21 protein-coding genes are annotated in these 24,934 nt (G+C 63.0%); 14 read left to right on the forward strand and 7 right to left on the reverse strand.

Annotation, left to right across the window (positions count from 1 at the left end; all coding sequences use genetic code 11):
* Positions 1 to 94 precede the first annotated feature (94 nt).
* The 3 genes from AC0IYS_RS01380 (at position 95) to AC0IYS_RS01390 (ending at position 2,969) form a co-directional block, all read left to right on the forward strand.
* On the forward strand, positions 95 to 2,167 hold the full coding sequence (locus AC0IYS_RS01380) for a UvrD-helicase domain-containing protein (RefSeq protein WP_471703498.1): 2,073 nt from the start codon (positions 95 to 97) through the stop codon (positions 2,165 to 2,167).
* Positions 2,168 to 2,255: 88 nt separating this feature from the next.
* Positions 2,256 to 2,711, forward strand: coding sequence for a cache domain-containing protein (locus AC0IYS_RS01385; RefSeq protein WP_471703499.1), 456 nt, complete (start codon positions 2,256 to 2,258; stop codon positions 2,709 to 2,711).
* A 45-nt stretch (positions 2,712 to 2,756) separates the two neighbouring features.
* The gene (locus AC0IYS_RS01390; protein ID WP_471703500.1) at positions 2,757 to 2,969 is read left to right on the forward strand and encodes a SlyX family protein; all 213 of its coding nucleotides are present in this window, start codon (positions 2,757 to 2,759) and stop codon (positions 2,967 to 2,969) included.
* Between the two features lies 1 nt (position 2,970).
* On the opposite strand, the gene AC0IYS_RS01395 is transcribed toward AC0IYS_RS01390, so the two are convergent.
* A complete protein-coding gene (locus AC0IYS_RS01395; protein WP_471703501.1) occupies positions 2,971 to 3,438 on the reverse strand; it encodes a heme-degrading domain-containing protein in 468 nt (155 codons plus the stop codon).
* 188 nt (positions 3,439 to 3,626) lie between these two features.
* Here AC0IYS_RS01395 and AC0IYS_RS01400 point away from each other — a divergent pair, with 188 nt between their 5' ends.
* Both AC0IYS_RS01400 and AC0IYS_RS01405 read left to right on the forward strand, forming a co-directional pair.
* A complete protein-coding gene (locus AC0IYS_RS01400; protein ID WP_471703502.1) occupies positions 3,627 to 4,775 on the forward strand; it encodes a GGDEF domain-containing protein in 1,149 nt (382 codons plus the stop codon).
* A gap of 127 nt (positions 4,776 to 4,902) precedes the next feature.
* Positions 4,903 to 5,349: an SRPBCC family protein gene (locus tag AC0IYS_RS01405; RefSeq protein ID WP_471703503.1), complete on the forward strand. Its 447-nt coding sequence runs from the start codon at positions 4,903 to 4,905 to the stop codon at positions 5,347 to 5,349.
* Positions 5,350 to 5,387: 38 nt separating this feature from the next.
* Here AC0IYS_RS01405 and AC0IYS_RS01410 read toward each other — a convergent pair whose 3' ends face one another.
* Both AC0IYS_RS01410 and AC0IYS_RS01415 read right to left on the reverse strand, forming a co-directional pair.
* Positions 5,388 to 5,669, reverse strand: coding sequence for a hypothetical protein (locus AC0IYS_RS01410; RefSeq protein ID WP_471703504.1), 282 nt, complete (start codon positions 5,667 to 5,669; stop codon positions 5,388 to 5,390).
* 100 nt (positions 5,670 to 5,769) lie between these two features.
* Positions 5,770 to 7,026, reverse strand: a complete 1,257-nt coding sequence (locus AC0IYS_RS01415) for a TonB family protein (RefSeq protein ID WP_471703505.1) — start codon at positions 7,024 to 7,026, stop codon at positions 5,770 to 5,772.
* A gap of 308 nt (positions 7,027 to 7,334) precedes the next feature.
* Here AC0IYS_RS01415 and AC0IYS_RS01420 point away from each other — a divergent pair, with 308 nt between their 5' ends.
* The gene (locus AC0IYS_RS01420; RefSeq protein ID WP_471703506.1) at positions 7,335 to 7,571 is read left to right on the forward strand and encodes a type II toxin-antitoxin system Phd/YefM family antitoxin; all 237 of its coding nucleotides are present in this window, start codon (positions 7,335 to 7,337) and stop codon (positions 7,569 to 7,571) included.
* A gap of 390 nt (positions 7,572 to 7,961) precedes the next feature.
* Positions 7,962 to 8,537: a TMEM175 family protein gene (locus tag AC0IYS_RS01425; RefSeq protein WP_471703507.1), complete on the forward strand. Its 576-nt coding sequence runs from the start codon at positions 7,962 to 7,964 to the stop codon at positions 8,535 to 8,537.
* An 8-nt stretch (positions 8,538 to 8,545) separates the two neighbouring features.
* On the opposite strand, the gene AC0IYS_RS01430 is transcribed toward AC0IYS_RS01425, so the two are convergent.
* Positions 8,546 to 9,328 (reverse strand): hypothetical protein, encoded by a 783-nt coding sequence (locus tag AC0IYS_RS01430; protein ID WP_471703508.1) that lies wholly within the window; start codon positions 9,326 to 9,328, stop codon positions 8,546 to 8,548.
* A gap of 324 nt (positions 9,329 to 9,652) precedes the next feature.
* Here AC0IYS_RS01430 and AC0IYS_RS01435 point away from each other — a divergent pair, with 324 nt between their 5' ends.
* Complete coding sequence (locus tag AC0IYS_RS01435; protein ID WP_471708775.1) at positions 9,653 to 11,767, forward strand: M3 family metallopeptidase; 2,115 nt, start codon at positions 9,653 to 9,655, stop codon at positions 11,765 to 11,767.
* 113 nt (positions 11,768 to 11,880) lie between these two features.
* Positions 11,881 to 14,010, forward strand: a complete 2,130-nt coding sequence (locus tag AC0IYS_RS01440) for a M3 family metallopeptidase (RefSeq protein ID WP_471703509.1) — start codon at positions 11,881 to 11,883, stop codon at positions 14,008 to 14,010.
* A gap of 21 nt (positions 14,011 to 14,031) precedes the next feature.
* Here the strand turns inward: AC0IYS_RS01440 and AC0IYS_RS01445 are convergent, their stop codons facing one another.
* From AC0IYS_RS01445 to AC0IYS_RS01455, 3 genes are all read right to left on the reverse strand, one after another.
* The gene (locus AC0IYS_RS01445; RefSeq protein ID WP_471703510.1) at positions 14,032 to 14,754 is read right to left on the reverse strand and encodes a hypothetical protein; all 723 of its coding nucleotides are present in this window, start codon (positions 14,752 to 14,754) and stop codon (positions 14,032 to 14,034) included.
* Positions 14,755 to 14,909: 155 nt separating this feature from the next.
* Positions 14,910 to 16,178: a hypothetical protein gene (locus AC0IYS_RS01450; protein WP_471703511.1), complete on the reverse strand. Its 1,269-nt coding sequence runs from the start codon at positions 16,176 to 16,178 to the stop codon at positions 14,910 to 14,912.
* Positions 16,175 to 16,771 carry a PAAR domain-containing protein gene (locus tag AC0IYS_RS01455; RefSeq protein WP_471703512.1) on the reverse strand — a complete coding sequence of 199 codons (597 nt, stop codon included), beginning with the start codon at positions 16,769 to 16,771 and terminating at the stop codon, positions 16,175 to 16,177. Before AC0IYS_RS01455 ends, AC0IYS_RS01450 begins: the two co-directional genes overlap by 4 nt.
* Before the next feature lie 58 nt (positions 16,772 to 16,829).
* Between AC0IYS_RS01455 and AC0IYS_RS01460 the strand changes: the two genes are divergently transcribed.
* The 5 genes from AC0IYS_RS01460 to AC0IYS_RS01480 all read left to right on the forward strand — a co-directional run bounded on the left by AC0IYS_RS01460 (position 16,830) and on the right by AC0IYS_RS01480 (position 24,677).
* On the forward strand, positions 16,830 to 17,135 hold the full coding sequence (locus AC0IYS_RS01460; protein WP_471703513.1) for a VF530 family protein: 306 nt from the start codon (positions 16,830 to 16,832) through the stop codon (positions 17,133 to 17,135).
* Between the two features lie 19 nt (positions 17,136 to 17,154).
* Positions 17,155 to 17,433 carry a DUF4404 family protein gene (locus AC0IYS_RS01465; protein ID WP_471703514.1) on the forward strand — a complete coding sequence of 93 codons (279 nt, stop codon included), beginning with the start codon at positions 17,155 to 17,157 and terminating at the stop codon, positions 17,431 to 17,433.
* A 225-nt stretch (positions 17,434 to 17,658) separates the two neighbouring features.
* Positions 17,659 to 20,043, forward strand: coding sequence for a YgiQ family radical SAM protein (locus tag AC0IYS_RS01470; RefSeq protein WP_471708776.1), 2,385 nt, complete (start codon positions 17,659 to 17,661; stop codon positions 20,041 to 20,043).
* 237 nt (positions 20,044 to 20,280) lie between these two features.
* A complete protein-coding gene (locus tag AC0IYS_RS01475) occupies positions 20,281 to 21,726 on the forward strand; it encodes an RCC1 domain-containing protein (protein WP_471703515.1) in 1,446 nt (481 codons plus the stop codon).
* Between the two features lie 176 nt (positions 21,727 to 21,902).
* A complete protein-coding gene (locus tag AC0IYS_RS01480; RefSeq protein WP_471703516.1) occupies positions 21,903 to 24,677 on the forward strand; it encodes an EAL domain-containing protein in 2,775 nt (924 codons plus the stop codon).
* The last annotated feature ends 257 nt before the right edge of the window (positions 24,678 to 24,934 follow it).

The raw sequence follows: 24,934 nt of genomic DNA on the forward strand, positions 1-24,934 counted from the left end.
TAACGCAAATGTCATAAAGCCTCAGCGCCAGCCTGCAAGCCACGGCCCTGCGCTGCTACAATGGTTGGCTATTCCCTCGTCAGATCGTCCCCCGATGTCCAAAGCACCACAATTCGGCCTCAACGTCCCGCAAAGCGAAGCCGTGACCTATCTGGACGGCCCGTGCCTGGTGCTGGCCGGCGCCGGCTCGGGCAAGACGCGCGTGATCACGCAAAAGATCGCCCACCTGATCGAGGACCGGGGCTACGACCCGCGCACCATCGCCGCGCTGACCTTCACCAACAAGGCGGCGCTGGAAATGCAGGAGCGTATCGCCAAGCTGCTCAAGCAGCCCAAGCAGGCCAAGCAGCTGACGGTGTCGACCTTCCACTCGCTGGGCGTCAAGATCCTGCGCCAGGAGGCCAACGGCGTCGGCCTCAAGGACCGCTTTTCCATCATGGACAGCGACGATTGCGGCTCCCTGATCCAGGATCTGGCCATCACCACCGACAAGCAGGTGGTGCGCCGCATCCAGACCGACATTTCGCTGTGGAAAAACGGCTTGGTCGACCCGATGATCGCGCTGCAGCAGGCCAAGGACGAGGACGAGGCGCAGTCCGCGCGCATCTACGCCAGCTATGTGGCGACCTTGTCTGCCTACCAGGCGGTCGACTTCGACGATTTGATCCGTTTGCCGGTGGAACTGTTCCGCAGCAACGAGCCGGTGCGCGACAAGTGGCAGCGCCGCCTGCGCTACCTGCTGATGGACGAGTACCAGGACACCAACACCTGCCAGTACGAGCTGGTCAAGCTGATGGTGACGGGCATCGGCAAGAAGCCGATGTTCACCGCCGTGGGCGACGACGACCAGGCCATCTACGCCTGGCGCGGCGCCTCGGTGGAAAACCTGAAGACCCTGCAGACCGACTTTCCCGACCTGCAGGTGATCAAGCTGGAGCAGAACTACCGCTCGACCACCCGCATCTTGCAAGCGGCCAACGCGGTGATCGGCAACAATCCCAAGCTGTTCGAGAAGTCGCTGTGGTCGGAACACGGCTTGGGCGAGCCGATCAACGTGCTCGGCATGGCCAACGACGACCAGGAGGCCGAGCAGGTGGCCATCATGATCTCGGCCGACCATTTCCAGCGCAAGAACAAGTGGTCCGACTACGCCATCCTGTACCGGGGCAACCACCAGGCCCGCATCATCGAGCAAAGCCTGCGCAAGGAACGCATTCCGTACACGATTTCCGGCGGCCAAAGCTTCTTCGACAAGGCCGAGATCAAGGACATCATCAGCTACCTGCGCCTGCTGGCCAACACCGACGACGATCCGGCCTTCATCCGCGCCGTCACCACGCCCCGGCGCGGCGTCGGCCAGTCGACCATGGAAACGCTGGGCACCTTCTCGGGCCAGTGGCAGTGCTCGCTGTTCGAGGCCGTGTTCAAGGGCGGCATCGAAGCCCTGCTCAACGATCGCCAGCTGGGACCGCTGCGCGAGTTCTGCAACTTCATCAACAACCTCGAGTCGCGCGCCAGCCGTCCGGGTCCGAGCGGGAGCGGCGACAATGCCGCCCAGGTGCTGGACGACCTGCTGGAGGCGATCAATTACGAGTCCTACCTGTACGACATGTTCGACGAGCGCGCGGCCCAGGGCAAGTGGCAGAACGTGCTGGAGTTCACCAACTGGCTCAAGGAGCGCGGCCGTGGCGGCAAGGACCGCGACGGCGACGAAAAGAACGTGCTGGAGCTGACGCAGATGGTGGCGCTGATGTCGATGCTGGAGGGCCAGGACGAGGATCCGGACGCGGTGCGCATGTCGACCCTGCACGCGTCCAAGGGACTGGAGTATCCGCACGTGTTCCTGGTCGGCGTCGAGGAGGGCATCCTGCCGCACAAGGGCGACCCGGACGCGCCGGCCGAGACCATCGCCGCCCGCGTGCAGGAGGAGCGGCGTTTGATGTACGTCGGCATCACGCGCGCCCAGCGCACCTTGCAGATCACGTGGTGCAAGAAGCGCAAGCGCGGCGGCGAGCAGGTCCATTGCGACCCGTCCCGCTTCATCAAGGAAATGGAACTCGATGTCGGCACCGCCGCGCCGGTCGAATCCGAGATCATCACGCCAAAAGAGCGGCTGGCAAGGATGAAGGAACTTTTAACCACACCCAAGCCGGAAGTGAAGCCGTAAACCATCGATAGGCGCGCGTTGTCCACGAGCAATGTGCTAGCATCGATTTGCCGACCGCTTTGGTCCGACTGCTTCCGGAGGTGACATCTTGCGTATCCGACTTATCGCTGCTTTGCTGCTCTCCTGCGCGCTCTTGCCCGCAGCCCAGGCCGAGGAATTCGCCACCAAGGCGGAAGCCGAGGCCATGGTGGCCAAGGGCTTGAAATACTGGAAGGCCAACGGCAACGAGAAAACCTACGCCGAGATCGGCAAGAAGGACGGCCAGTTCGTCGACCGCGACCTGTATCTGGTGATTTACGGTCTCGACGGTACGGTGCGCACGCACGGCGCCAATCCCAAGATGATCGGCAAGAACTTGATGGAAATCCGCGACGTCGACGGCAAATTCTTCATCAAGGAGCGCATCGAGCTGGCCAAGAAGAAAAAGCCGTTCTGGCAGGATTACAAGTTCACCAACCCGACCAACGGCAAGATCGAACCGAAGAGCATGTACTGCGTGCCGGAAGACGATATGGTGCTGTGCGGGGGCGTCTATCTGAAATAAGCGGCGGGGCGGTTAGAATGCATGCTTTCCAGCAGGGAGTATGCCGTGGGTAACACCGAAGACCGCTTCATCGATATCGAAACCAAACTGGCGCACCAGGAATACATCGTGGAGTCGCTCAACCAGCGTGTCTACGAGCAGCAGCAGCAAATCGACAAGCTCGAGCAGATGTGCGCCGCGCTGGTCCAGCATGTGCGCGACCAGGCGCAAGGCAACAGCGGCGGTGCGCTCGCGCACGAGCCGCCGCCACACTACTGATTTATACCAGCACCGCGCGCAGCGCCTCGACGGCGATCGCGTGGTCTTCCGCCTGGCGCAGGCCGGACACCGTCACCGTGCCGATCATGCCGACGTTCCTGATCGTGATCGGGAACGCGCCGCCGTGGGCCGCGTAGTCGGCCGGATCGAGATACTTGATCTCGTCGAACGCCACGCCGCGGTGTTTATGGTCGATGCCGATGAAGAACGAGCAGCGGCCGAAGCGCTCCACCACATTGTTCTTGCGGCGTATCCAGTCGGCCTGGTCGGCCGAGGCGCCCTGCATCGCGTGGTGAAACAGCACCTTGCCGTTGACGGTGATGTTGACCGTCACGATTTTCTGCCTGTCCTTGGCCAGCTCGACCACCTTCAAGCCCAGCGCCAGCGCGGTATCGCTGCCGAACGCGGTGAACTGCAATTCCTTTTCCTGCTGCGTCAGCGTGTCGAGCAACTCCGGGAAATTTTCCATCGATAATTCCTTTAGTGGTAAGCGCAGACCGCAGTGTAGCCGAGCTCGGCCTTCTGTTCCCACGCGCAAGACGCAACGCCGATATTTAGTTGTGTCAATGCCCATAAAGTTGTCTGATGGAACAGATGGTTGTGCGTTATACTATCGGCCCGCGTGCCGCCCCCAGCCACGCTCTCCCGTGGTTTTTCATGCACATCGACGTTTCCACCTTGCTCATCGCCATGACGCTCAACATGTTGACGATGGCGGTCGCGTTGCCGTATTTCATGGGGCACGTCAACCGGCCGGCACGGCGCGCACAGGTCGGCATTGTCTTGCAGACGGCCGGCTGGGTGCTGTTGCTGCTGTCGAGCACGTGCGAGCCCGGCGGCTGGCTGGACCGCTTGCTGTCGACCTTGTCGATGGGCTGCATCGCCGGCGGCATGGCGTTCAACGCGGTCGCTTTCGACTTGTGGTGCGGCCGCCAAGCCACCGCGCGCGCGCCGGCCATCATCGCCGTGCTGCTGACGCTCGGCTACGGCGCCGGCTTTTCGAGCTACGCCTTCCGCGTCGGCTGGGCCAACGGCCTGCTGACCCTGCAGATGGCGATGGTGGTCATGGCGCTGTGCCGCCGGCCGCAGGCGCCGGTCGGCCGCTGGCGCTGGTTGCTGGTGATCTCGCTGCTGGCGCAAATGGTGGTGACGGCCTGGCGCGGCGCGCTGGGCGCCTTCTACACGGCCGATTTCCCGCATTTCTTCGCGCCGCACGTGGTCAACCTGGTGTTCGCGCTGGTGGCCAACATCACGGTGGTGCTGTCGCTGGCGGCCATCCTGCTGGCCCACCGCGACGAGGCCGCGCGCGAACTCGAGCGCCTGGCCACGGTCGACGGCCTCACCGGCGCCCTTAACCGCCGCGCCTGGCTGGCGCAGGCCGGCATCGACCTGGCGATCAGCGTGCGCTACCGGCAGCCGATGGGGGTGCTGATGCTCGACCTCGACCACTTCAAGCAACTCAACGACACGCGCGGCCATGCCGCCGGCGACCGCGCGCTGCAGCGCTTCGCGGCGGCGCTGCGGGCGGTCAGCCGCACCGGCGACGTCTTCTGCCGCTATGGCGGCGAGGAATTTTGCGTGCTCCTCAACCGCGCCGACATCGCCGCCGTCCAGGCCTACGACCGCCGCCTGCGCGACTGGCTGGCCGACTATGTGCTGCCGACCCTGGACTTCGAGCTGTCGTACAGCGCCGGCATCGCCATGCGCCTGTCGGAATCGGACACCATCGAGGCCATGCTGCGCCGCGCCGACGCCGGCCTGTACCTCGCCAAGGCGCAGGGCCGGGCCATCACGTTGGGCGGGTAGCAGGCGCCACGCCGTTGTTGACGGGTTACGACGCCTGAAAAAATATGCGGGACGATGTCGAATCGACCGTTTGTCGTTCGTCGTATGATCTGAGGGCTGTCCTCTACTTCTTTCAGGAGAATCGATTATGACCACCAATACCGTGCAACTGCATCGCGTCCTCAAGTCCACGCCGGACCGCGTTTATCGCGCCTTCCTGAACCCGGACGCCACGGCCAAATGGCTGCCGCCGTTTGGCTTCACCGGCAAGGTCCACCAGATGGACGCGAAGGTCGGCGGCACGTACAGCATGTCATTCACCAATTTCACCACCGGCGACAGCCACTCGTTCGGCGGCGAATACCTGGAACTGGTGCCTAACGAGTTGCTGCGGTACACGGCCAAGTTCGACGATCCCAACCTGCCGGGCCAGATGCAGACGACGGTGACACTGCGCGAGGTGTTCTGCGGCGTGGAGATTAAGGTGGTGCAGGAGGGTATCCCGGCGGTGATCCCGGCCGAGGCGTGTTATCTGGGCTGGCAGGAGTCGCTGGTGCTGCTGGCGCAACTGGTCGAGCCGGAGATTCGCCAGTAGTTCCCAAAGTAATGAGGCGTTGGTGCGATGGTCCACGCTCAAGGAGACGGGAGCAGACCATACACCTTGACGATCAAGCCTGCCGTGCCGAGGGCGGTGGTCAGGCAGATGCTCAACAGAATGCGGAAGTCCGTGGTGCGAATCTTCATCAATTGCTCGTGGACGCGAACGAATTCGGCGTCGGTACGGACGAAGCCGGCCCGCATTTCGTCGCGCAGTCCCGATACGGCCTGGCCTTGGTAGTCGATCGCCGTCTCCAGATGGGCGACTCGCTCGGCGATGTAAGGTTGGCCCTGCTGGGACTCGCGATTGCTGTTCATGATGGACTCCTCCTCATTGATCGCTACTTTACGCCGTCGTGTAGGCGCGGCATAGAGCGCACGATTGACGCAGCGCCGAACGCGAAAGCTCCGGAGCCGATCACTCGCCAAAAATGTAGTTCGCGACCTCGCTGTTATCGAGCCAGCGACCGGCTATCGGACTTCCCAGGGCGGAGGCCTTGCGCAGCCAGACCTTGCCTTGTTCCGGATCCGGCGCCGTGTGCATTCCCCTGGTGAGCATATATCCCATCACTGCCATCGCCTGGACATTTCCCCCTGCCGCGGCCCGCTGCAGGAAGTTCCAGCCATCGACCGGGCTTTGCATCACGCCCTTGCCTGCAAGGTACAACTCGCCCATTACCGCCTCCGCCCGGGGATCGCGCCGTTGCGCAGCCTTTCCAAGCCAAAGCCTGGCCAGAGCCAAATCTTTTTCGACCCCTTTGCCGCGTAAGTACATGAGGCCAAGATGTGTCTGAGCCGCCGGCAGGTCGGCTTCGGCCGCCTTGCGGTACCACGCCACGGCATTGGCATCGCTCTGTTCAACGCCAGTCCCGTTCTCGTAATAGCTGCCCAATTTATCCTCGGATGCATGATCGCCCTGGTCGGCGGCCTTGCGATACCACTCCGCCGCGAGCGTGGGGGTGCGCGCGACGCCGGTACCCGTTTCATAGAATCCGGCCAACTTGCGCTGAGCCTGGACATTGCCCTGCTGTGCAGCTTTTTGATAGTAGGCCAGTGCCTGCTCGGGGTTTTTTTCCGCGCCCACCCCGTAGTTTAAGATGTTTGCGAGCTCATATTGCGCATCCGGCTGTCCGCGTTCCGCCGCCAGGCGAAACATCCTGGTCGCATATGCCGGATCCGCAGGCAAGCCGTGCGATCCCCGATACAGCATCCCCAGCTCATACAAGGCCTGTAAATCGCCTTTCAGCGCGGCTGCGCGATAGGTCTCCGCGCGGTCCACCGCCTGCTGCCTTCGCTCGCGCGTATCGATGCTCCACACATATTGCATCTGCGTCCAGCCACCGACCGCCGTGCCGTTGATTTTTGCCGGGCGAAATCGGCAGCGCCCGATGCCGCGCTGCGCTGCTTCGTCCAGCGAGGGGAAGCCGCTCGACTTGACGATCACCGAGTCCGTCACTTTTCCCTCGTCGCTTACCAGGAACGACAGCGTTACGGCGCCAGTCTGTTCGTTACGCAGCGCTTCCTTGGGCCATTCCGGCTTCTGACAGCTGTTGAAGTCGGCAACAGCTTGCATGTTTTGCGCTTCGGCGCCAGATGGGATGCTCACGCCTGCCAGCAAGGCCAGGCCGAATGCGGGAGCAAGGATCTTTTTGTTGAAAATGTTTGATTTCATCATGGCGCCACCAAGGAATAGTGGATGCCAGTTTATGTGGTTAAATTGATATTGTCGAGTTGCGTGTGTTTCGCCGCTTACTGCGATGGGAGCAGGCCATAAACCTTGGCGATCAAACCTGCCGTGCCGAGGGCGGTGGTCAGGCTGATGCTTAAATGGATGCGAAAGTCCGTGGTGCGAATCTTCATCAATTGTTCGTGCCGCGCCAAAGAGCGCACGATCGACGCAGCTCAGAACGCTACCGTCGAACGTGCGGTCGGTTTCGCATGGTGCTATGATCAAATGACTATCCAGATGGTCGCGAGGTTCCCATGTACACGTTTTCTTTGGCTGAAGCGAAAGCACAGCTTAGCAAGCTGGTCGAGTTAGTGGAAAGTGGTGAGCAGGTGACGATCACCAAGCATGGAAAAGCCGTTGTGAAGATCGTTAAAAGCGACCAGCCCCGCCAGCAGGTTCCGAGCTTGGCCGGACATCGGGCCGGCATTCGCTATCGAGGTGAGCCTGCCGCTGAATTCATTCGTAAAATGCGGGATTCGGATCGTTTCTGATGCGGTATGTCGATACCAGCGTTCTGATCGCTTTCCTGCTTCCAGAATCCGGCAGCCAACTTGCAGAGCGCTTAATGACCAGTCCTGGCGAGGCTCTTGCCTGTAGCAGCTGGACCGAGGTGGAGTTACTGTCTGCATTGGGCATACAGGTTCGGCGCATATGTTGGATGGATGGCAGACAAGCGTTCGCGCAGGAGACGCACTGCATTTGGCCTTGGTCCAGCAATACCAAGCGGAACTGTGGACCTTTGATCGCATTATGGCAAAGGCAGCCTCGCATTTCGGCCTTCGATGCCAGCTCATGCGCATCTAACCGATGGGGGAGGACCGGACGCCGCCAAGCCGTCTGCCATCCTGTAAAATCAGCCCACAAAAACACTGGGGAATCAGATGGGCAAAGGCAGGCTTGAAGCGTTCAGCGATGGCGTCATCGCGATCATCATCACCATCATGGTGCTGGAACTGAAGGTGCCGCACGGGGCCGATCTGGCGGCGTTGGAGCCGTTGGTGCCGGTGTTTTTCAGCTATGTGCTCAGTTTCGTCTACGTCGGCATCTACTGGAACAACCACCATCACATGCTGCACGCCTCGACCGTGGTCAACGGCAATGTGTTGTGGGCCAATCTGCACCTGATGTTCTGGCTGTCGCTGATCCCGTTCGCCACCGGTTGGATGGGCGAGAACCATTTCGCGCCGTTGCCGGTCGCGCTGTACGCCGCCACGCTGTTTTTGGCGTCGGTGGCTTATTTCATCCTCGAGCGCATGCTCATCTCCTGCAACCCGAAGGATCGCGTCCTGGCCAAGGCCGTCGGCAAGGACCGCAAGGGCATGGCGTCCATGGTGCTGTATCTGCTCGCCGTGCCGCTGGCGTTCGCGTCGGTGTGGGCGTCGTTCGCGCTGCTGGTGCTGGTGGCGATCTTGTGGTTCCTGCCCGACCGCCGCATCGAGGCGGCAATGCGCCCCTGAGCGACAGGCTAAGGCACCGCGCCGCAGCTGCCGCCGATACGCGTCCACAGCGAACGGCTGATGGCATGCATGCTCGGGCCGCCTTGATCCATCGCTTGCAACTGTTTGGCGATTTCTGCTTTCTCCGCCGCCGAGCTGGCGCTGGCCTGCTCCTTGAGCAAATCGGCCCTGGTCTCGGCCAGCGCCGCCTGCATCTCGGCCTGCTGGCGCGGCAGGTCGGCCAGCATTTGCTTCGCCTGCGCGCGCTGTTCCGCCGTCGGGGCGTTTTTGGCCGCGTTCTCCAGCATCGGCCGCATGGCGTTCATGTTCGACGCCGCCGGCGACGTCTTCGTGTCGGACTCTTGGGTCATCTCCCATTTGTCGTTGCCGAGCTTGCGGATGGTGATCTTGATCTTGCCGATGGCGCACTGCGATTCGGTGACCAGGGTGGTGTCGGTGATGCTTTCCGAGATGTTCTTGCAGGCCGAAGCGGCCATTTCCGGCGGCAGGATCTGCGCTTTGCCGCTGCGCGGCGGCAAACAGTACGGCTTCTGCCCACTGGCGCCGTTGTAGATCCGTTGGGGACTTTTTCCCGGCTGCGTGGCGGTCACGTCGACCTTGCCGCTGGCGCTATCGAGCTGGTGTCGGACGGTGGCGCTGTCGGGCGACATCCGCATCGAGGCATCGCTGTCGATGCGGTACAGGCCTGGCGGCGGCGCCACCTTGTTGAAGGCCTCCGGCGTGATGGCGGCATGGGAGGTGCCGGCGACCCCGGCGGCGAGTAAAGCGGCAATGAGCAAGGTGCGCGGCAAGGTGGTTCTCCTGGTTGGGTGCCGCGATCTTAATACAAAGTGTAATGATTCAGATAATTGACGCGTACTGTGCGCGGCCGGATCGGCGGTGCCGTTTCTACGGTCGGCGCCGACACCGAGCGCCTCTCAGCGCCGTAATGGGCGGTGCAGCAAATCATTCTTCGGAAAATATGCACCATTTCCAATCAAGTGCAGTGCACCATTTTTTGCGGGTGACTGCTTGTCTATCACCCTGATATGATCTTGCGCTTCCGTGCCGCGCTTTGCCGCGCCGGCATTTTTCCTGGCGCTTATTGAAAGATGCAGATCATGTCCCGTCCCCAGATGCTTGTTGTCGCCGTCGCCCTAGGCCTGGCCTTCTCCCAGACAGTTCTGGCCGCCCCGGCCGCCTCCTTGGCCGGCAACCCGCTGGCCACCGCCAGCACCTTGCCGTTCCACTATCCGGCCTTCGACAAGATCAAGGATGAGCATTTCCTGCCGGCCTACGCCGAAGGCATGCGCCAGCAACTGAAGGAAATCGATGCGATCGCCAGCAACAGGAAGCCGGCGACGTTCGACAATACCATCGTGGCGATGGAGAAATCCGGCGCGTTGCTGACGCGCGTGCAAACCACCTTCGGCAACCTGCAAGGCGCCAACACCAACGACAAGCTCGACGCCATCGACAGCGAAATGTCGCCCAAGCTGGCCGCCCACGGCGACGCGATCTATCTCAACGCCAAGCTGTACGCGCGCGTCAAGGCGCTGTACGACAAGCGCGACAGCCTGAAGCTGGACGCCGAATCGAAGCATCTGCTGGAACGCTACCACACCGATTTCGTCCGCGCCGGCGCCAACCTGTCTGCCGCCGACAAGGACAAACTGCGGGCGCTCAACGGCGTCATCGCCACCCTGCAGACCACCTTCACGCAGAACGTGCTGAAGGAAACCAACGCCTCGGCGCTGCTGGTCGATACCCGCGAGGAACTGGCCGGCATGAGCGACGCCGAGATCGACGCGGCCGCCGCCGCCGCCAAGGCCAAGGGCAAGGATGGCAAGTTCCTGATCGCGCTGGTCAACACCAGCGGCCAGCCGCCGCTGGCCGTGCTGAAAAGCCGCGCCGTGCGCGACAAGCTGATGGCCGTATCGCTGTCGCGCGGCGCCAATGGCGGCGAGTTCGACAACCGCCAGGTGGTGCTGAAGATCGCCAAGGCGCGCGCCGAAAAGGCCACCCTGCTGGGCTATGCCAACTACGCCGCCTACTCGCTGGAAGACCAGACCGCGCACGACACCGCCGCCGTCAACAAGCTGCTGGGTGAACTGGCCCCGCCGGCCGTCACCAACGCTAAAAAAGAAGCGGCCGACCTGCAAGCGGTGGTCGACACGGAAAAGGGCGCCTTCAAGATCGGCGCGGCCGACTGGGCTTACTACACCGACAAGGTGCGCGCGCAGCGCTTCGCCTTCGACGAGAACCAGCTCAAGCCTTACTTCGAACTGGACAACGTGCTGGTCAACGGCGTCTTCTTCGCCGCCACCAAGCTGTACGGCATCACCTTCAAGGAACGCAAGGATCTGCCGGTGTACAACCCGGACGTGCGCGTGTTCGACGTGTTCGACGCCGACGGCAAGCAGCTGGCCATCTTCCTGGCCGACATGTACGCCCGTGGCAACAAGCAGGGCGGCGCCTGGATGAACGAATACATCTCGCAGTCGACCTTGCTGGGCACGAAGTCGGTGGTGGCCAACCACCTCAACATTCCCAAGCCGCCGGCCGGCGAGCCGACCCTGCTGACCTACGACGAGGTCAAAACCGCGTTCCACGAGTTCGGCCACGCGCTGCACGGCATGTTCTCGAACGTGAAGTATCCGCGCTTCTCCGGCACCAGCGTGCCGCGCGACTTCGTAGAGTATCCGTCGCAGGTCAACGAAATGTGGGCCGTGTGGCCGGAGGTGCTGTCCAACTACGCCAAGCACTACAAGACCGGCGCGCCGATGCCGAAGGAATTGCTCGACAAGGTGATCGCGTCGAAGAAGTTCAACCAGGGCTTCCTGACCACCGAGTACCTGGCCGCGTCGCTGCTGGACCAGCGCTGGCACCAGCTGACCCCGGCGCAAATCCCGACCGACGTGCTGGCCTTCGAGGCGCAGTCGCTGAAGGACATGGGCGTCGACTTCGCACCGGTGCCGCCGCGCTATCGGACCACGTATTTCTCGCATAGCTTCTCGGGCGGCTACTCGGCCGGTTACTACGCTTATCTCTGGTCGGAGAAGCTGGACGCCGACACCGTCGAATGGTTCAAGGAGAAGGGCGGCCTGAAGCGCGAGAACGGCGACTGGTTCCGCGCCAAGCTGCTGTCTCGCGGCGGCACGGACGATGCGATGAATTTGTTCCACAACTTCCGTGGCCGCGATCCGGTCATCGAGCCGTTGCTGGAGCGCCGTGGCCTGACCGGCAAGTAAGACAAAACGAACGTCAGACCCGCACCCCATACGAGGGGTCGTACCCCGTACGGGGTACGACCCCGCAGCGGACCGCTGTGCGGGGTTAAAGAAATGTTAAACCGAGGGGAAATATGAATCGCACCAACCTGATCATCGCCGCCGCCATCACCGCGATCTGCGGCGTGGCCCACGCCGCCCAACCTGCTTCGCTGCTGGCCGCGAACAACCCGTTCGCCAAAGTCAGCCCGTTGCAATACGGCTACCCGCAGTTCGACAAGATCAAGGACGACGACTACGCGCCGGCCTTCACCGAAGGCATGCGCCAGCAGGCGGCCGAGATCGAAGCCATCGCCAACAACAAGAAGCCGGCCACTTTCGACAACACCATCGTCGCGATGGAGAAATCGGGCCAGCTGCTGTCGCGCGTGTCCAGCGTGTTCGGCAACCTGTCCGGCGCCAACACCAACGACACCTTCAAGGCGCTCGAGCGCGAGCTGTCGCCGAAACTGGCGGCCCACAGCGACGCCATCCGCCTCAACGGCAAGCTGTACGCGCGCATCCAGTCGCTGTACGCCAAGCGCGACAAGCTGAACCTGGACGCCGAGTCGAAATACCTGTTGGAACGCTACAACACCGACTTCGTGCGCGCCGGCGCCAAGCTGTCGGCCGCCGACAAGGACAAGCTGAAGGCGATGAACGCGGAGCTGGCCAAGCTGCAAACGACCTTTGCGCAGAACGTGCTGGAAGAAGCCAACGCCTCGGCGCTGATCGTCGACACCCGCGAGGAACTGGCCGGCATGAGCGACAAGGCGATCGACGCCGCCGGCATCGTCGCCACCAAACGCGGCCTGGAAGGCAAGTTCGCCATCCCGGTCGTCAACACTTCCGGCCAGGCCAACCTGGCCGTGCTGACCAACCGCGCCACGCGCGAGCGCCTGATGGCCGCGTCGCTCACGCGCGGCAGCCACGGCGGCAAGTTCGACAACACGCAAGTAGTGCTGCAACTGGCCAAATTGCGCGCCGACAAGGCCGCGCTGCTGGGCTATCCAAGCTTCGCCGCCTACGCGCTGGAAGACCAGACCGCCCACGATCCGGAAGCGGTCAACAAGATGCTGTCCGAATTCGCCCGTCCGGCCGTCGCCAACGCGAAGAAGGAAGGCGCCGAGATCCAGCAGGTGATCGACAAGGAAAAAGGCGGCTTCCAGCTGGCCGCCCACGACTGGTCGTTCTACAGCGACAAGGTGCGCGCCGAGCGCTTTAACTTCGACCAGAACCAGCTCAAGCCATACTTCGAGCTGAACAGCGTGCTGACCAACGGCGTGTTCTTCGCCGCCAACAAGGTCTACGGCCTGTCGTTCAAGGAACGCAAGGACCTGCCGGTGTACAACCCGGACGTGCGCGTGTTCGACGTCATCGACGCCAACGGCAAGCAACTGGCCATCTTCATCGCCGACTTCTACGCCCGCAGCAACAAGCGCGGCGGCGCCTGGATGAACGCCTACGTGTCGCAATCGTCGCTGATGGGCACGCAGCCGGTGGTCGCCAACCACCTCAACATCCCTAAGCCGAACGACGGCGAGCCGACCCTGCTGACCTACGACGAACTGCGCACCTTGTTCCACGAGTTCGGCCACGCGCTGCATGGCATGTTCTCGAACGTCAAGTACCCGCGCTTTGCCGGCACCCGCGTGCCGCGCGACTTCGTCGAGTTCCCGTCGCAGGTCAACGAAATGTGGTCGACCCAGCCGGAAGTGCTGGCCAACTACGCCAAGCACTACCAGACGGGCGCCGCCATGCCGCAGGAACTGCTGGATAAGGTGATCGCCTCGAAGAAATTCAACGAAGGCTTCCGCACCACCGAGTACCTGGCCGCGTCGATCCTGGACCAGAAATGGCACCAGCTGGGCGCGACGCAGATCCCGACCGACGTGCTGGGCTTTGAAGCGGCCTCGTTGAAGGCGGCCGGCGTCGATTACGCGCCGGTGCCGCCGCGCTACCGCACCACGTACTTCTCGCACGTGTTCTCGGGCGGCTATTCGGCCGGTTACTACGGCTACCTGTGGTCGGAGAAGCTGGACGCCGACACCGTCGAATGGTTCAACGAAAACGGCGGCATGCTGCGCAAAAACGGCGATTACTTCCGCAAGATGCTGCTGTCGAAAGGCGGCACGATGGACGCGATGGACATGTTCCGCGCATTCCGCGGCCGGGACGCAAAAATCGAACCGCTGCTGGAACGCCGTGGTTTGACCGAGAAGTAATTTTCAGAGGTCTCGACGGGTTCAGTCGTAGTCCCTGAACTCGTTGAGGTCGTCCTTATAATTGGCATCGGGATAAACGGGCTGGCGCTTCGGGCGTACTGGTATGGGGAAGTTGTGCTTGCGCGTCCATGCACGGATGTTAGAAATGACCCCCGGGCTTTCCCCCGCCGGACATTCGTGCAAACACAGCCACTGCTTGCCTTGCATGCCGATGACTGGTCTAGGGCGGTCTTCAAAGCGCGCCCATCCCACCAGTTCACCGATGAAATTGCCGCGCTTGGAGTACGTGGTGACATCGATATAGGGCTCCTCCGGGCGGTACAGTTGCGCGGTCCATTCACGGCACCCGACGTTGCCGCGATAGTCGTTTTGGCGCCAGTACTTTTCGTATCGGTGCGAATCGATCGTTATGCACAAGGCCGGCGAAAAACTAACGTCGCCGGGGATGCCTTGGTCCCATTCGCCGAAACCGTATGGTTTTGTCTGAGCCTCGTCAGGCCGAATGAGCACAAAGCTTTCTATCGCCGACAGTTTGCCGGTGAACCCGGAGAAGGCTGAATCCTCGTTCGTTACACGGCCGGTCCGATCAAACGTAATCAAGGCGACTGCGATCTTTCCTTTTTTTGCCGGAACGACTTGTTTCATGTTGATAAATAGCTCTTCAATATCATGATATACGTGGTCCTTCCCCTGCTTTCCGTCGAGAGCGTTGAAGCGCCTTGAAGCCGCGATGCCTTCCCTCATGTATTTCTCGGAATTGATGAAGAGGACGTAGCGTAAGTTCCATGGAATATCTATCCACTCACGCGATGGGTCTCTTTCGTTCACGGCTGGACTAGCCGCGAACGCCGTGGCCGCAAATGTTAGCATTGGTAATGTGGAGGCTAATCGCTGTAGATTCATAGTATTTTCGGTTCTTTTACGGTTAGGTGAAGGTGGTTCGCATGCAGTTTCTCGTTCGCGCTGCCCTGTTCGTTTGTCTCGGGTGGACGCTGATCTTCTGTACTCGTCTCCATGTACCAAGGGTCGAACACCTGTTTTATTGACGGGTGTTTGTAAAGTCCATTGCGCAGTTCACTCATCAGCTTCGGTTCGTTTTTCTTGATCTCTTTACGCCATTCTTTTTTCGCTTGACCTTCGTCTTTTGCATTCGTCTCTTTGTCCCGAGATAGTTCGCCATTGGCAGCAGTGCTTCCTCGCGTTTTCTGTTTCGCCGCGAGGTACTCGACGTATAGTTTTTTCTCGGTGTCGCTGACGTTTTCGTTCTTGCCGTCACTGGTCAATCCCACCCGGTTGATCCGGACTTTTTGGCTGGCGTTGGCAATGTGGATGACGTCAATTCCCAGCCCCGCCCTGTGCGCAATCGAGCCGAGCATCGGCCGCCAGCACGACGTCACCAGCATGTCGGTGACGCCGGCGTTGCAGGCTTCCGTGAACAGCGAAGCAAATGCGCAGGGATGGGTGCGCGGCAGCACGTCATCGAGCAGTGAACAAGCGGTGACATTGGCCCTGGCGTTTTCCGCATCGGCAAAGCGGACCCGCAGTCGCAGCCCCGGCGCGGAGTCACTCGCGGGAATTTTGACCAGAACGCTGTTCTCCCGCAGCCCCGCGTAAATGGCGCGCACGGCCTGCCGCACAGCCGGTATCGTTTCCGGCGGCAGGAAGGCGTTCGCTTCCGCCTCGCTATATTTGTGCGAGATCAGCTTCCAGATATCGCCTGTCAGACCCGCTGAATAGAAGTCCACCGGAGGACCGCCCGGCCGGTTCGGTGGGCGGTAGGCTGCCCTGCCCACCTCGGCGCGCACCTGGTGCTTTTGGCCGGTCTGCTCGGTGATCTTGACCAGCACGTCGTTGTCGCCCACTTGCACGGCGTAGACGGGTTGGCGGCGGAAATCGGGATGGACGTCGCTGTTGAGAAACAGGGCGATCTTGTCACCGGGGGCGGCCAGCAAGGCGATTTTGCGGTTAGTGGCGGTCAGCCCGCCGGATGCGCCCGCAGCCTCTTGCACCTTTCCATTGAGCGATACGCGGTAGGGCAGCGCCAGGTCGGCCTTGGTGGCGCTGGTATCGAATTCGTAGCAGACCTTGCGGCAGGCACCGAGCGCGACTGTGGTGACAGTGCCCTTGACATCGAGAGCGCAGGTAGCTGCGGAAGCCGCTTCGGTCATTGCTTGTCTCCCCCTTCGTCAACGTCGCCGACGTCTTCCACTTCCCAGAAGAGTTGAACGGTTGCCGGATCGTGGCCCTTGATGGTCTTGGTATGGCCATCGCCGTCGGTGACGCCGCGCACGGTGCGCCCGTCGGACGTCACCATGCGGTAGGGTCTGTCCGCGACAGGTTGGCCGGTTCGCTCGTCGACAGCGCGGAAGGTCGCGCTGTAGACAGCCGGCGGCGGTTCGGGCGCCGACACCGGCGCGGCGGACTTCGAACCGTCCGGCGACGCCACGTCGGTTTGGCCATCCGCGCCACCATCACCGCCGCCACTGCCACTGCCGCCGTCATCGATCAGCATCTGGTGCTGCGTGGCGATCAGCTTGGCGCCGCAGGCGGTCTCCATGCCGTCCACCGCCGTGCCGATGCCGACGTACGTGTGGAAATCGAGCCCCTCGGCGATGGGGAAGCTGCCCTTGCACTGAGGGCAGAACGTCATGTGGCCTTTTTGGGCAATCGGACGCCCGTTGGTTGTCACCAGCTCGTTGCCCTCCAGCACCTTGCCGCCATGGCTGGTGGGATCGCCTTTGCAGATCACGGCGCGCATCATGATGGTTCCTCGAAAAATGAAGGATTCACTGTAGACATGGCGCGGCGGGAGGAACTTGATGCGGCGCAACTTAGCCGCAGACCGGATGTACGGGGGAAGCGCGAAATTTATGTCAAAATCGAGTCTGCATAGTTTTTACGAGTTAAACCGAACCATGAGTAATGATTTGAACGGCGTCACGCTGGAAGCCATCGTCACCCGTTTGCACAAGCATTACGGCTGGGAACAGCTGGCCCAGCGGATCGATATCAATTGCTTCATCAGCGATCCAAGCGTTAAATCCAGCCTGAAGTTTTTGCGCAAGACACCGTGGGCAAGGACCAAGGTCGAAGAGTTATACGTGACCACCAAATTTGCCGATTGAACAACGAGGGATAAGCATCATGGACAGTAATCTGAAAACATCGCTCAAAACCCTGCAGGCCAACCTGGCCACTGCCGGCCCGGTCGACGCCGAATTGCAGGAATTGCTGGTGCAGCTCGACGGCGACATCCAGGCGCTGCTCGAGCGCGGCAAGGAAGAACAGCCCGACGGCGGCACCACCACCTACGGCCTGGCCGAGCGTTCGCAGGAAATCTCGGCCAAATTCGCCGCCGAACACCCGAAACTGGAGCCGGCGCTGCGCGAACTGGGCCGCATGTTGTCCAATATCGGCGTTTAAAGCTTGCCATCGCCCGCCCGGGCGGTGTCGAAGCGCCAGCGTTTATCGACCGATAACACTGGCGCTTTCGTCACAAGTTGTTGAATACTAAAAGAATTTTCCGCGCCCCGTGAGCGGAGGGATGGCATTTCCGGTACAATGCTGTCCGATATGATCTCCCCTACCAATTTATTTGCGACCGTCCCGAAGCGGTCTGCCCGCGCTGCCGCCGCGCCTTTCCTGCCGATGTCCCGCGCCGAGATGGACGCGCTCGGCTGGGACGAATGCGACGTGATCCTGGTCACCGGCGACGCCTACATCGACCATCCGAGCTTCGGCATGGCGCTGGTCGGCCGCCTGCTGGAGGCGCAAGGCTTCCGCGTCGGCATCATCAGCCAGCCCGACTGGACCTCGGCCGAGGCCTTCCGCGCGCTGGGCAAGCCGCGCCTGTACTACGGCATCACCGCCGGCAACATGGATTCGATGGTCAACCGCTACACGGCCGACCGCAAGATCCGCTCCGACGACGCCTACACCGCCAACGGCGAGCCGAACAAGCGGCCCGACCGCGCCGTCACCGTCTACGCCCAGCGCGTGCGCGAAGCCTTCCCCGGCACGCCGGTCGTGATCGGCTCGATCGAGGCGTCGCTGCGCCGCATCGCCCATTACGACTACTGGTCCGACAAGGTGCGCCGTTCGGTGCTGACCGATTCCAAGGCCGATCTTCTTATCTTCGGCAACGCCGAGCGCGCGCTGGTCGACCTGACCCACCGCATGGCCGCCGGCGAGGACATCAAGACCATCCGCGACCTGCGCGGCACCGCCTTCATGGTGCCGGCCGGCTGGCTGCCGAGCGAGGAATGGGGCGTCAACAACAGCACCCGCATGGACACGCCCGGCAAGGTCGATCCGCATGTCGATCCGTACATGATGGTGCAGCAGAACACGTCGTCGTGCGCCACCGAGAACGGCGGCGCCAAAGCCGGTGCCGAGACTGAAGTCAACGAGGCCATGGTCGAACCCAAGCCTCAGCCGGCCGCACCTATTCCGGTCGCTCCGGTCGAGGTGGTCAAGACCATCCGCATCATGAGCCGCGAAGAGCGCCTGACGATGGAAAAGGAAAAGCACCACAAAACCGTGGTGCGGCTGCCATCGTACGAGACCGTCAGCGCCGATCCGGTGATGTACGCGCACGCCTCGCGCGTGTTCCACCTGGAATCGAATCCCGGCAACGCCCGCGCGATGGTGCAGGCGCACGGCGAGCGCGACGTGTGGATCAACCCGCCGCCGCTGCCGCTGCGCATGGACGAGATGGACGGCGTCTACGACATGAACTACGCGCGCGCGCCGCATCCGTCGTACGGCAAGGCCCGGATCCCGGCGTGGGAAATGATCCGTTTCTCGGTCAACATCATGCGCGGCTGCTTCGGCGGCTGCACCTTCTGCTCGATCACCGAGCACGAGGGCCGCATCATCCAGAGCCGCTCGGAGCCGTCGATCCTGCGCGAGATCGAGCACATCCGCGACAAGACCAAGGGCTTCACCGGCACCATTTCCGACCTGGGCGGGCCGACCGCCAATATGTACCGCCTGGCCTGCAAGGACCCGAAGATCGAGGAAACCTGCCGCCGCCTGTCGTGCGTGTACCCGTCGATCTGCGTCAACCTGGGCACCGACCACAGCAAGCTGATCTCGCTGTACCGCAAGGCGCGCGCCATTCCCGGCGTGAAAAAGATCCTGATCTCGTCGGGCCTGCGCTACGACATCGCCGTGCGTTCGCCGGAGTACGTCAAGGAACTGGTCACGCACCACGTCGGCGGCCTGCTCAAGATCGCGCCCGAGCACACGGAAGAGAACACCTTGTCGAAGATGATGAAGCCGGGCATCGGCGCCTACGACGAGTTCAAGGAAATGTTCGACCGTTTCTCGCTCGAAGCCGGCAAGAAGCAGTACCTGATTCCGTACTTCATCGCCGCCCATCCGGGCACGACCGACCTGGACATGCTGAACCTGGCGCTGTGGCTGAAGAAGAACAACTTCAAGCTCGACCAGGTGCAGACCTTCATGCCGACGCCGATGGCGATGGCCACCACCATGTACCACACGCGCAAGAATCCGCTGCGCAAGGTGACGGCCGATTCGGAAACCGTCGAGACGGCGCGCAGCGGCAAGATCCGCCGCACGCACAAAGCCTTCCTGCGCTACCAGGACCCGGAGAACTGGCCGATCCTGCGCGAGGCGCTGGTGGCCATGGGCCGTGGCGACTTGATCGGCAACGGCGACAAGCACCTGATTCCGAGCTGGTCGGCCGGCGAGGCGACCAGCAATCCGAGCACCGACGGCCGCCGTGGCCCGGCCTCGGCGCTGCCGCTGCCGGGCGCCGCCGCCAAGGGTGGCAAAGGCGCCAAGTCCGGCATCGTGGCGTCGGCCTCGGCCCAGGCGCAACAGCGCGGCCAGGGTCAGCGCGCCAACGCGCTGACCGGTTCGCTGACGGCGCGCCAGTCGCTCGAGACCAAGGTGCGCGCCTCCATCCTGGACACCATCAAGGTCAAGAAGCCGGCGGCGTCGGCGCCGGCCAAGGGCGGCAAACCGGCGCGCGCGCCGGCTTCCGCCCCTCGCGGACGCAAGTAGACCGCGCGCGCGCCGCGCCAGACAGTCGGTACAAAAAAGCAGGGACATCGCTGTCCCTGCTTTTTTTTCGCACATGCGCCATGGAAATGTTGTTAATTAGTTGCATCGGTCAAATTGCACGGCTAATGCGGTCCTGCTCCAGCGATGCGGGCGGGGTCCTTCCGACTACACTGGTTGAGGATGGCTGTCATCTCCGGCGGCCGGCAACGCAGACTTTCACTGTGAAACTGGAACATCATGAAAAACTTTAAATTCTCGTCCCTGCTGCACGTGCCGATGGTCGCCCTGCTGGCCGTATTGGCCGCCTGCGGCGGCGGTGGCGGCGGCGGTTCTTCCTCGACCCCGCCGGCCAGCACCGCGCCAACCTTGCGCAGCATCGCCATCACCGTGCCCGGGAACGCCACCACGATCGCGGTCGGCACCGCGCCGAAGGTCCTGGTCGCTACCGGCAGCTATTCGGACGGCACCACCAAGGCGCTGACGGCCGCCGGCGGCCTGCTATGGGCGCCGACCAACGGCAAGGCGCTGTCGGTCGCCACCAACGGCGCGCTCACGGCCAAGGCGGTCGGCACCGAGAACGTCACCGCCACGGTCGACAGCGTGGTCGGCACTTTGGCGATCACGGTCACGGCGCCGTGGATGAATGTGGCCGCCGGCGGTTACCAGACCGTCGCGCGCAAGGCCGACGGCAATCTGTACAGCTGGGGCTCGAACATCAAGTCGCAATTGGGCGACAGCACCACCACCGACCGCAACGCGCCGGTGCTGGTGGCCGGCACCAGCCCGACCTGGAAACAGGTTGCCGTCGGCGACCAGTTCGTCGTGGCGATCCGCAATGATGGCACGCTGTGGGCGTGGGGCTACAACCTCGACAGCCAGCTGGGCGACGGTACCCAAGTCAACCGTGCGGTGCCGACCCAGGTTGGCACCGCCAAGGATTGGGCCTCGGTGGCGGCCGGGAAGGCCCACGCGCTGGCGCTGAAAGTCAACGGCAACCTGTACGCGTGGGGCCGCAACGACAGGGGCCAACTCGGCGACCCGACCCTGACCGGCAACCGCGCGGTGCCGACCAAGATCGGCGTGCTGCTGTGGTCCTCGATCGCCGCCGGCGACTCCCACTCGCTGGCGATCCAGCGCGACACCAACGATTTGTACGGCTGGGGCGGCAATGCGAGCGGCCAGGTGGGCAACGCCAGCCGCACCGACGTGACGGCGCCCGCGAAGGTCGGCACGCTCAAGTACACCTCGGTGTCGGCCGGCGCGCTGCACTCGACGGCGATCACCACCTCCGGCACCTTGTACGCGTGGGGTTCCAACGCCTTCGGACAACTGGGCAACGGCACCGTGGTCGATGTCACGGCGCCGGTGCAGATCGGTACCGACAGCAATTGGTCGCAAATGGCGGCGGGCGCGCAGCACACGGTCGGCCTGCGCACCGACGGCACCTTGTGGAGCTGGGGCACCAACACCGAAGGCCAACTGGGTACCGGCGGCACCGACTCCCCGGTGCCACTGCAGATCGGCACCGGCGCCAACTGGAAAGCCGTCACCTCCGGCATGGCGCACAGCTTCGGCCTGCAATCGGACGACACGCTGTGGGGCTGGGGCCGCAATGTGGAAGGCCAACTGGGCAACGGCAAGAACGCGCCGTATGCGCCGGTGCCGGTCAACGTGCCGAACTAAGCGGCGAACCGGGCCACAACGCGCGCGCCGCCATCGATGGCAGCGCGGGCGGACGGCGGACGGCGGGCGGGAGCCCGGCCGTCCGTTGCTTTTTGTACCAACGAGATGTCATAAAGCACCGGAAAAGGGTGCGGAGCGGATACAATTTGCCTAGCTCTTTCGCTCCAGGACCCCTAGTGCCATCCCGCTCACGCGCCATTCTTCGCGCCATCCTCTCCCTGCTTGTGCTGTTGCTGGCCGCCGCGCCGACCGTCGCGCAGGATAAAGTCACGCTGCGGCTCAAGCATCTGCACCAATTCCAGTTCGCCGGCTACTACGCCGCGCTTGAACAGGGCTATTACCGCGACGCCGGACTCGACGTGCGCATCCTCGAGGGCGGGGACGGCAACGAGGCCGAGCGCGATGTGTTGTCCGGCAAGGCCGAATACGGCGTCGCCGGCAGCAGCCTGCTGCTGGCGCGGCTGGCCGGCAAGCCGGTGGTGGTGCTGGGCGTGATCTTCCAGCATTCGCCGTACGGCCTGGCGATGCGCCAGTCCGGCGGCGAGCCCGACATCCGCCGCGTGATCGGCAAGCGGGCGATGATCGGCTCGCTCACCGACGAAGCCGGCAACGCCGACGAATTGCTGGCCTACCTGGCCAAGGAGGGCGTGCCGGTCGGCAGCATCCAGCGCCTGGCGCCCAGCTTCGATCCGCACGACCTGATCGAGGGCCGGGTCGACGCCATGGCCGTCTACACCACCAACGAGCCCGACCTGTTCGACCGGGTCGGCTTTCCATACGATATCTACAGCCCGCGCGCGGTCGGCATCGACTTCTACGGCGACAACCTGTTCACCAGCGAGCGCGAGATCGCCAGCCATCCGGAGCGCGTGCGCGCCTTCCGCGCCGCCACCATGCGCGGCTGGCAATGGGCGATGAGCCACCAGGAGGAGACAGTCGACCTGATCCTCAACAAGTACTCGCGCCGCAACGACCGCCAGCACCTGCTGTACGAGGCGCGCCAGATGGTGGGGCTGGTGCAGCCGGTGCTCGTCGAGATCGGCTACATGAACCCGGAGCGCTGGCGCCACATCGCCGACGTGTACGCCGGGCTGGGCATGCTGCCCAAGGCGGTCAGCTTCGACGGCTTCCTGTACGACGGCGACGACAAGCGCGCCAGCCTGGCGTGGCTGTACCGGGTGCTGGGCGCGGTCGCGCTGGCGCTGGTGCTGGCGGCGGCCGTCCACTTCAGCCTGCTGGCGCGCGAACGCAAGCGCGCGCTCGACGCCATCCGCAAGGGCGAGCAGCGCTTCCGCACCATGTTCGAGGCCTCGCCGCTGGGCATCGCGCTGGTCGACTCGGTCAGCTACGAATACCGCGACCTGAACCTGCGCTACCTCGACATCGTCGGCCGCTCGCAGCAGGAGCTGCGCGCCGGCAAGTGGCTCGACATCGCCCATCCGGACGACGCCGCCCAGATCAAGGCGCAGATGGCCATGCTGACGGCGCAGCAATCGACCGGCTTCAAGGCCACCAGCCGCATATACCTTCCCAACGGCGACATGGCCTGGGTCGACATGTCGATCACCGTGCTCGACACCGAGGCCGCCAGCCAGCCGCACCACTTGTGCATGATCGAGGACGTCACGGCCAAGAAGCAGAGCGAGACCCTGATCTGGCAGCAGGCCAACTTCGACACCCTGACGCAGTTGCCGAACCGCCGCATGTTCCACGACCGGCTGGCGCACGACATCGTGGTCTGCCAGCGCGAGCGCTCCAGCCTGGCCGTGCTGTTCATCGACCTCGACCACTTCAAGGAAGTCAACGACACGCTCGGCCACCACCAGGGCGACATCCTGCTGGTGGACGCGGCGCGCCGCATCGGCGCCTGCGTGCGCAAGTCCGACACCGTGGCCCGGCTCGGCGGCGACGAGTTCACCGTCATCCTGTCCACCCTGGGCCAGACCGACCGCGTCGAGCGCATCGCCCAGCAGATCATCGACAGCCTGCGCGCGCCGTTCGCGCTGGGGCAGGAGCAGGCGTTCGTCTCGGCCAGCATCGGCATCACCCTGTACCCGGACGACGCGCTCGACATCGGCGACCTGCTCAAGAACGCCGACCAGGCGATGTACGCGGCCAAGGGCGCCGGTCGCAACCGCTACAGCTTCTTCACGCCGACCTTGCAGGTGGCCGCGCTCAACCGCATGCGCCTGACCAACGACCTGCGCGGCGCGCTCGCCGGCGAACAGTTCGCGCTCTACTTCCAGCCCATCGTGCACCTCGAGAGCGGTCGCATCCACAAGGCCGAGGCGTTGATCCGCTGGAACCACCCGCAGCGCGGCCTCGTCAGTCCGCTGGAATTCATCCCGCTGGCCGAGGCGAGCGGCTTGATTTGCGACATCGGCGAATGGGTGTTCCGCGAATCGGCGCAGTGGGTGCGGCGCTGGCGCAGTGAGCACCATCCGGATTTCCAGGTCAGCATCAACCAGTCGCCGTTGGAGTTCCAGCGCGAGGATGGTTGCTACGAGGGCTGGATTGACCATCTGCGGGCGCTGGACTTGCCGGGGCAATCGCTGGTGGTGGAAATCACCGAAGGCTTGCTGCTCGACGCCAACACGGCCGTCAGCAACAAGCTGCTGCAACTGCGCGACGGCGGCATCCAGGTCGCGCTGGACGACTTCGGCACCGGCTACTCGTCGCTGTCGTACCTTAAGAAATTCGACATCGACTATCTGAAGATCGACCGCTCGTTCACGCGCAACCTGGCGGCCGACTCGAGCGACATGGCCTTGTCGGGCGCGATCATCGTCATGGCGCACAAGCTGGGCTTGAAGGTGATCGCCGAGGGGGTGGAGACGCCCGAGCAGCGCGACCTGCTGGCCGCCGCCGGCTGCGACTACGGGCAGGGCTACCTGTTCGCCAAGCCGATGCCGGCCGAGCAATTCGACGCCTTCCTCAAATCGTCCCAATAAACCCCGGGGTCAGGTCCGACATTCGGACATTTGGGAACTTTTGTTCGTCCAAAAAGTTCCTCAGTTCGTTGTCAATGTCCGAATGTCGGCACTGACCCCCGGGGTGGTGGGGGAGCAATCGTGTCTGAAAAATAAGGCGCGCGCGGCGCCCCGGCGAAACGGCGATAATAGCTATCCCCTATGCATGCGTCATAGTTAAAACAAATTGAAACTATTGGAACAATCAATTTTGCATATGGGCGAAAAACCCGTACACT

The sequence above is a fragment of the Duganella sp. AC237 genome (genome assembly GCF_979254035.1).

What these genes read in the sequence shown, in the direction of transcription:
- AC0IYS_RS01440 (WP_471703509.1), top strand. Translation starts at nt 11,881, where the DNA reads ATGAATCGCACCAACCTGATCATCGCCGCCGCCATCACCGCGATCTGC.
- AC0IYS_RS01460 (WP_471703513.1), top strand. Translation starts at nt 16,830, where the DNA reads ATGCGGCGCAACTTAGCCGCAGACCGGATGTACGGGGGAAGCGCGAAA.
- AC0IYS_RS01425 (WP_471703507.1), top strand. Translation starts at nt 7,962, where the DNA reads ATGGGCAAAGGCAGGCTTGAAGCGTTCAGCGATGGCGTCATCGCGATC.
- AC0IYS_RS01450 (WP_471703511.1), bottom strand. Translation starts at nt 16,178, where the DNA reads ATGACCGAAGCGGCTTCCGCAGCTACCTGCGCTCTCGATGTCAAGGGC.
- AC0IYS_RS01455 (WP_471703512.1), bottom strand. Translation starts at nt 16,771, where the DNA reads ATGATGCGCGCCGTGATCTGCAAAGGCGATCCCACCAGCCATGGCGGC.
- AC0IYS_RS01470 (WP_471708776.1), top strand. Translation starts at nt 17,659, where the DNA reads ATGTCCCGCGCCGAGATGGACGCGCTCGGCTGGGACGAATGCGACGTG.
- AC0IYS_RS01465 (WP_471703514.1), top strand. Translation starts at nt 17,155, where the DNA reads ATGGACAGTAATCTGAAAACATCGCTCAAAACCCTGCAGGCCAACCTG.
- AC0IYS_RS01420 (WP_471703506.1), top strand. Translation starts at nt 7,335, where the DNA reads ATGTACACGTTTTCTTTGGCTGAAGCGAAAGCACAGCTTAGCAAGCTG.
- AC0IYS_RS01380 (WP_471703498.1), top strand. Translation starts at nt 95, where the DNA reads ATGTCCAAAGCACCACAATTCGGCCTCAACGTCCCGCAAAGCGAAGCC.
- AC0IYS_RS01475 (WP_471703515.1), top strand. Translation starts at nt 20,281, where the DNA reads ATGAAAAACTTTAAATTCTCGTCCCTGCTGCACGTGCCGATGGTCGCC.
- AC0IYS_RS01415 (WP_471703505.1), bottom strand. Translation starts at nt 7,026, where the DNA reads ATGATGAAATCAAACATTTTCAACAAAAAGATCCTTGCTCCCGCATTC.
- AC0IYS_RS01410 (WP_471703504.1), bottom strand. Translation starts at nt 5,669, where the DNA reads ATGAACAGCAATCGCGAGTCCCAGCAGGGCCAACCTTACATCGCCGAG.
- AC0IYS_RS01435 (WP_471708775.1), top strand. Translation starts at nt 9,653, where the DNA reads ATGCTTGTTGTCGCCGTCGCCCTAGGCCTGGCCTTCTCCCAGACAGTT.
- AC0IYS_RS01400 (WP_471703502.1), top strand. Translation starts at nt 3,627, where the DNA reads ATGCACATCGACGTTTCCACCTTGCTCATCGCCATGACGCTCAACATG.
- AC0IYS_RS01445 (WP_471703510.1), bottom strand. Translation starts at nt 14,754, where the DNA reads ATGAGGGAAGGCATCGCGGCTTCAAGGCGCTTCAACGCTCTCGACGGA.
- AC0IYS_RS01405 (WP_471703503.1), top strand. Translation starts at nt 4,903, where the DNA reads ATGACCACCAATACCGTGCAACTGCATCGCGTCCTCAAGTCCACGCCG.
- AC0IYS_RS01395 (WP_471703501.1), bottom strand. Translation starts at nt 3,438, where the DNA reads ATGGAAAATTTCCCGGAGTTGCTCGACACGCTGACGCAGCAGGAAAAG.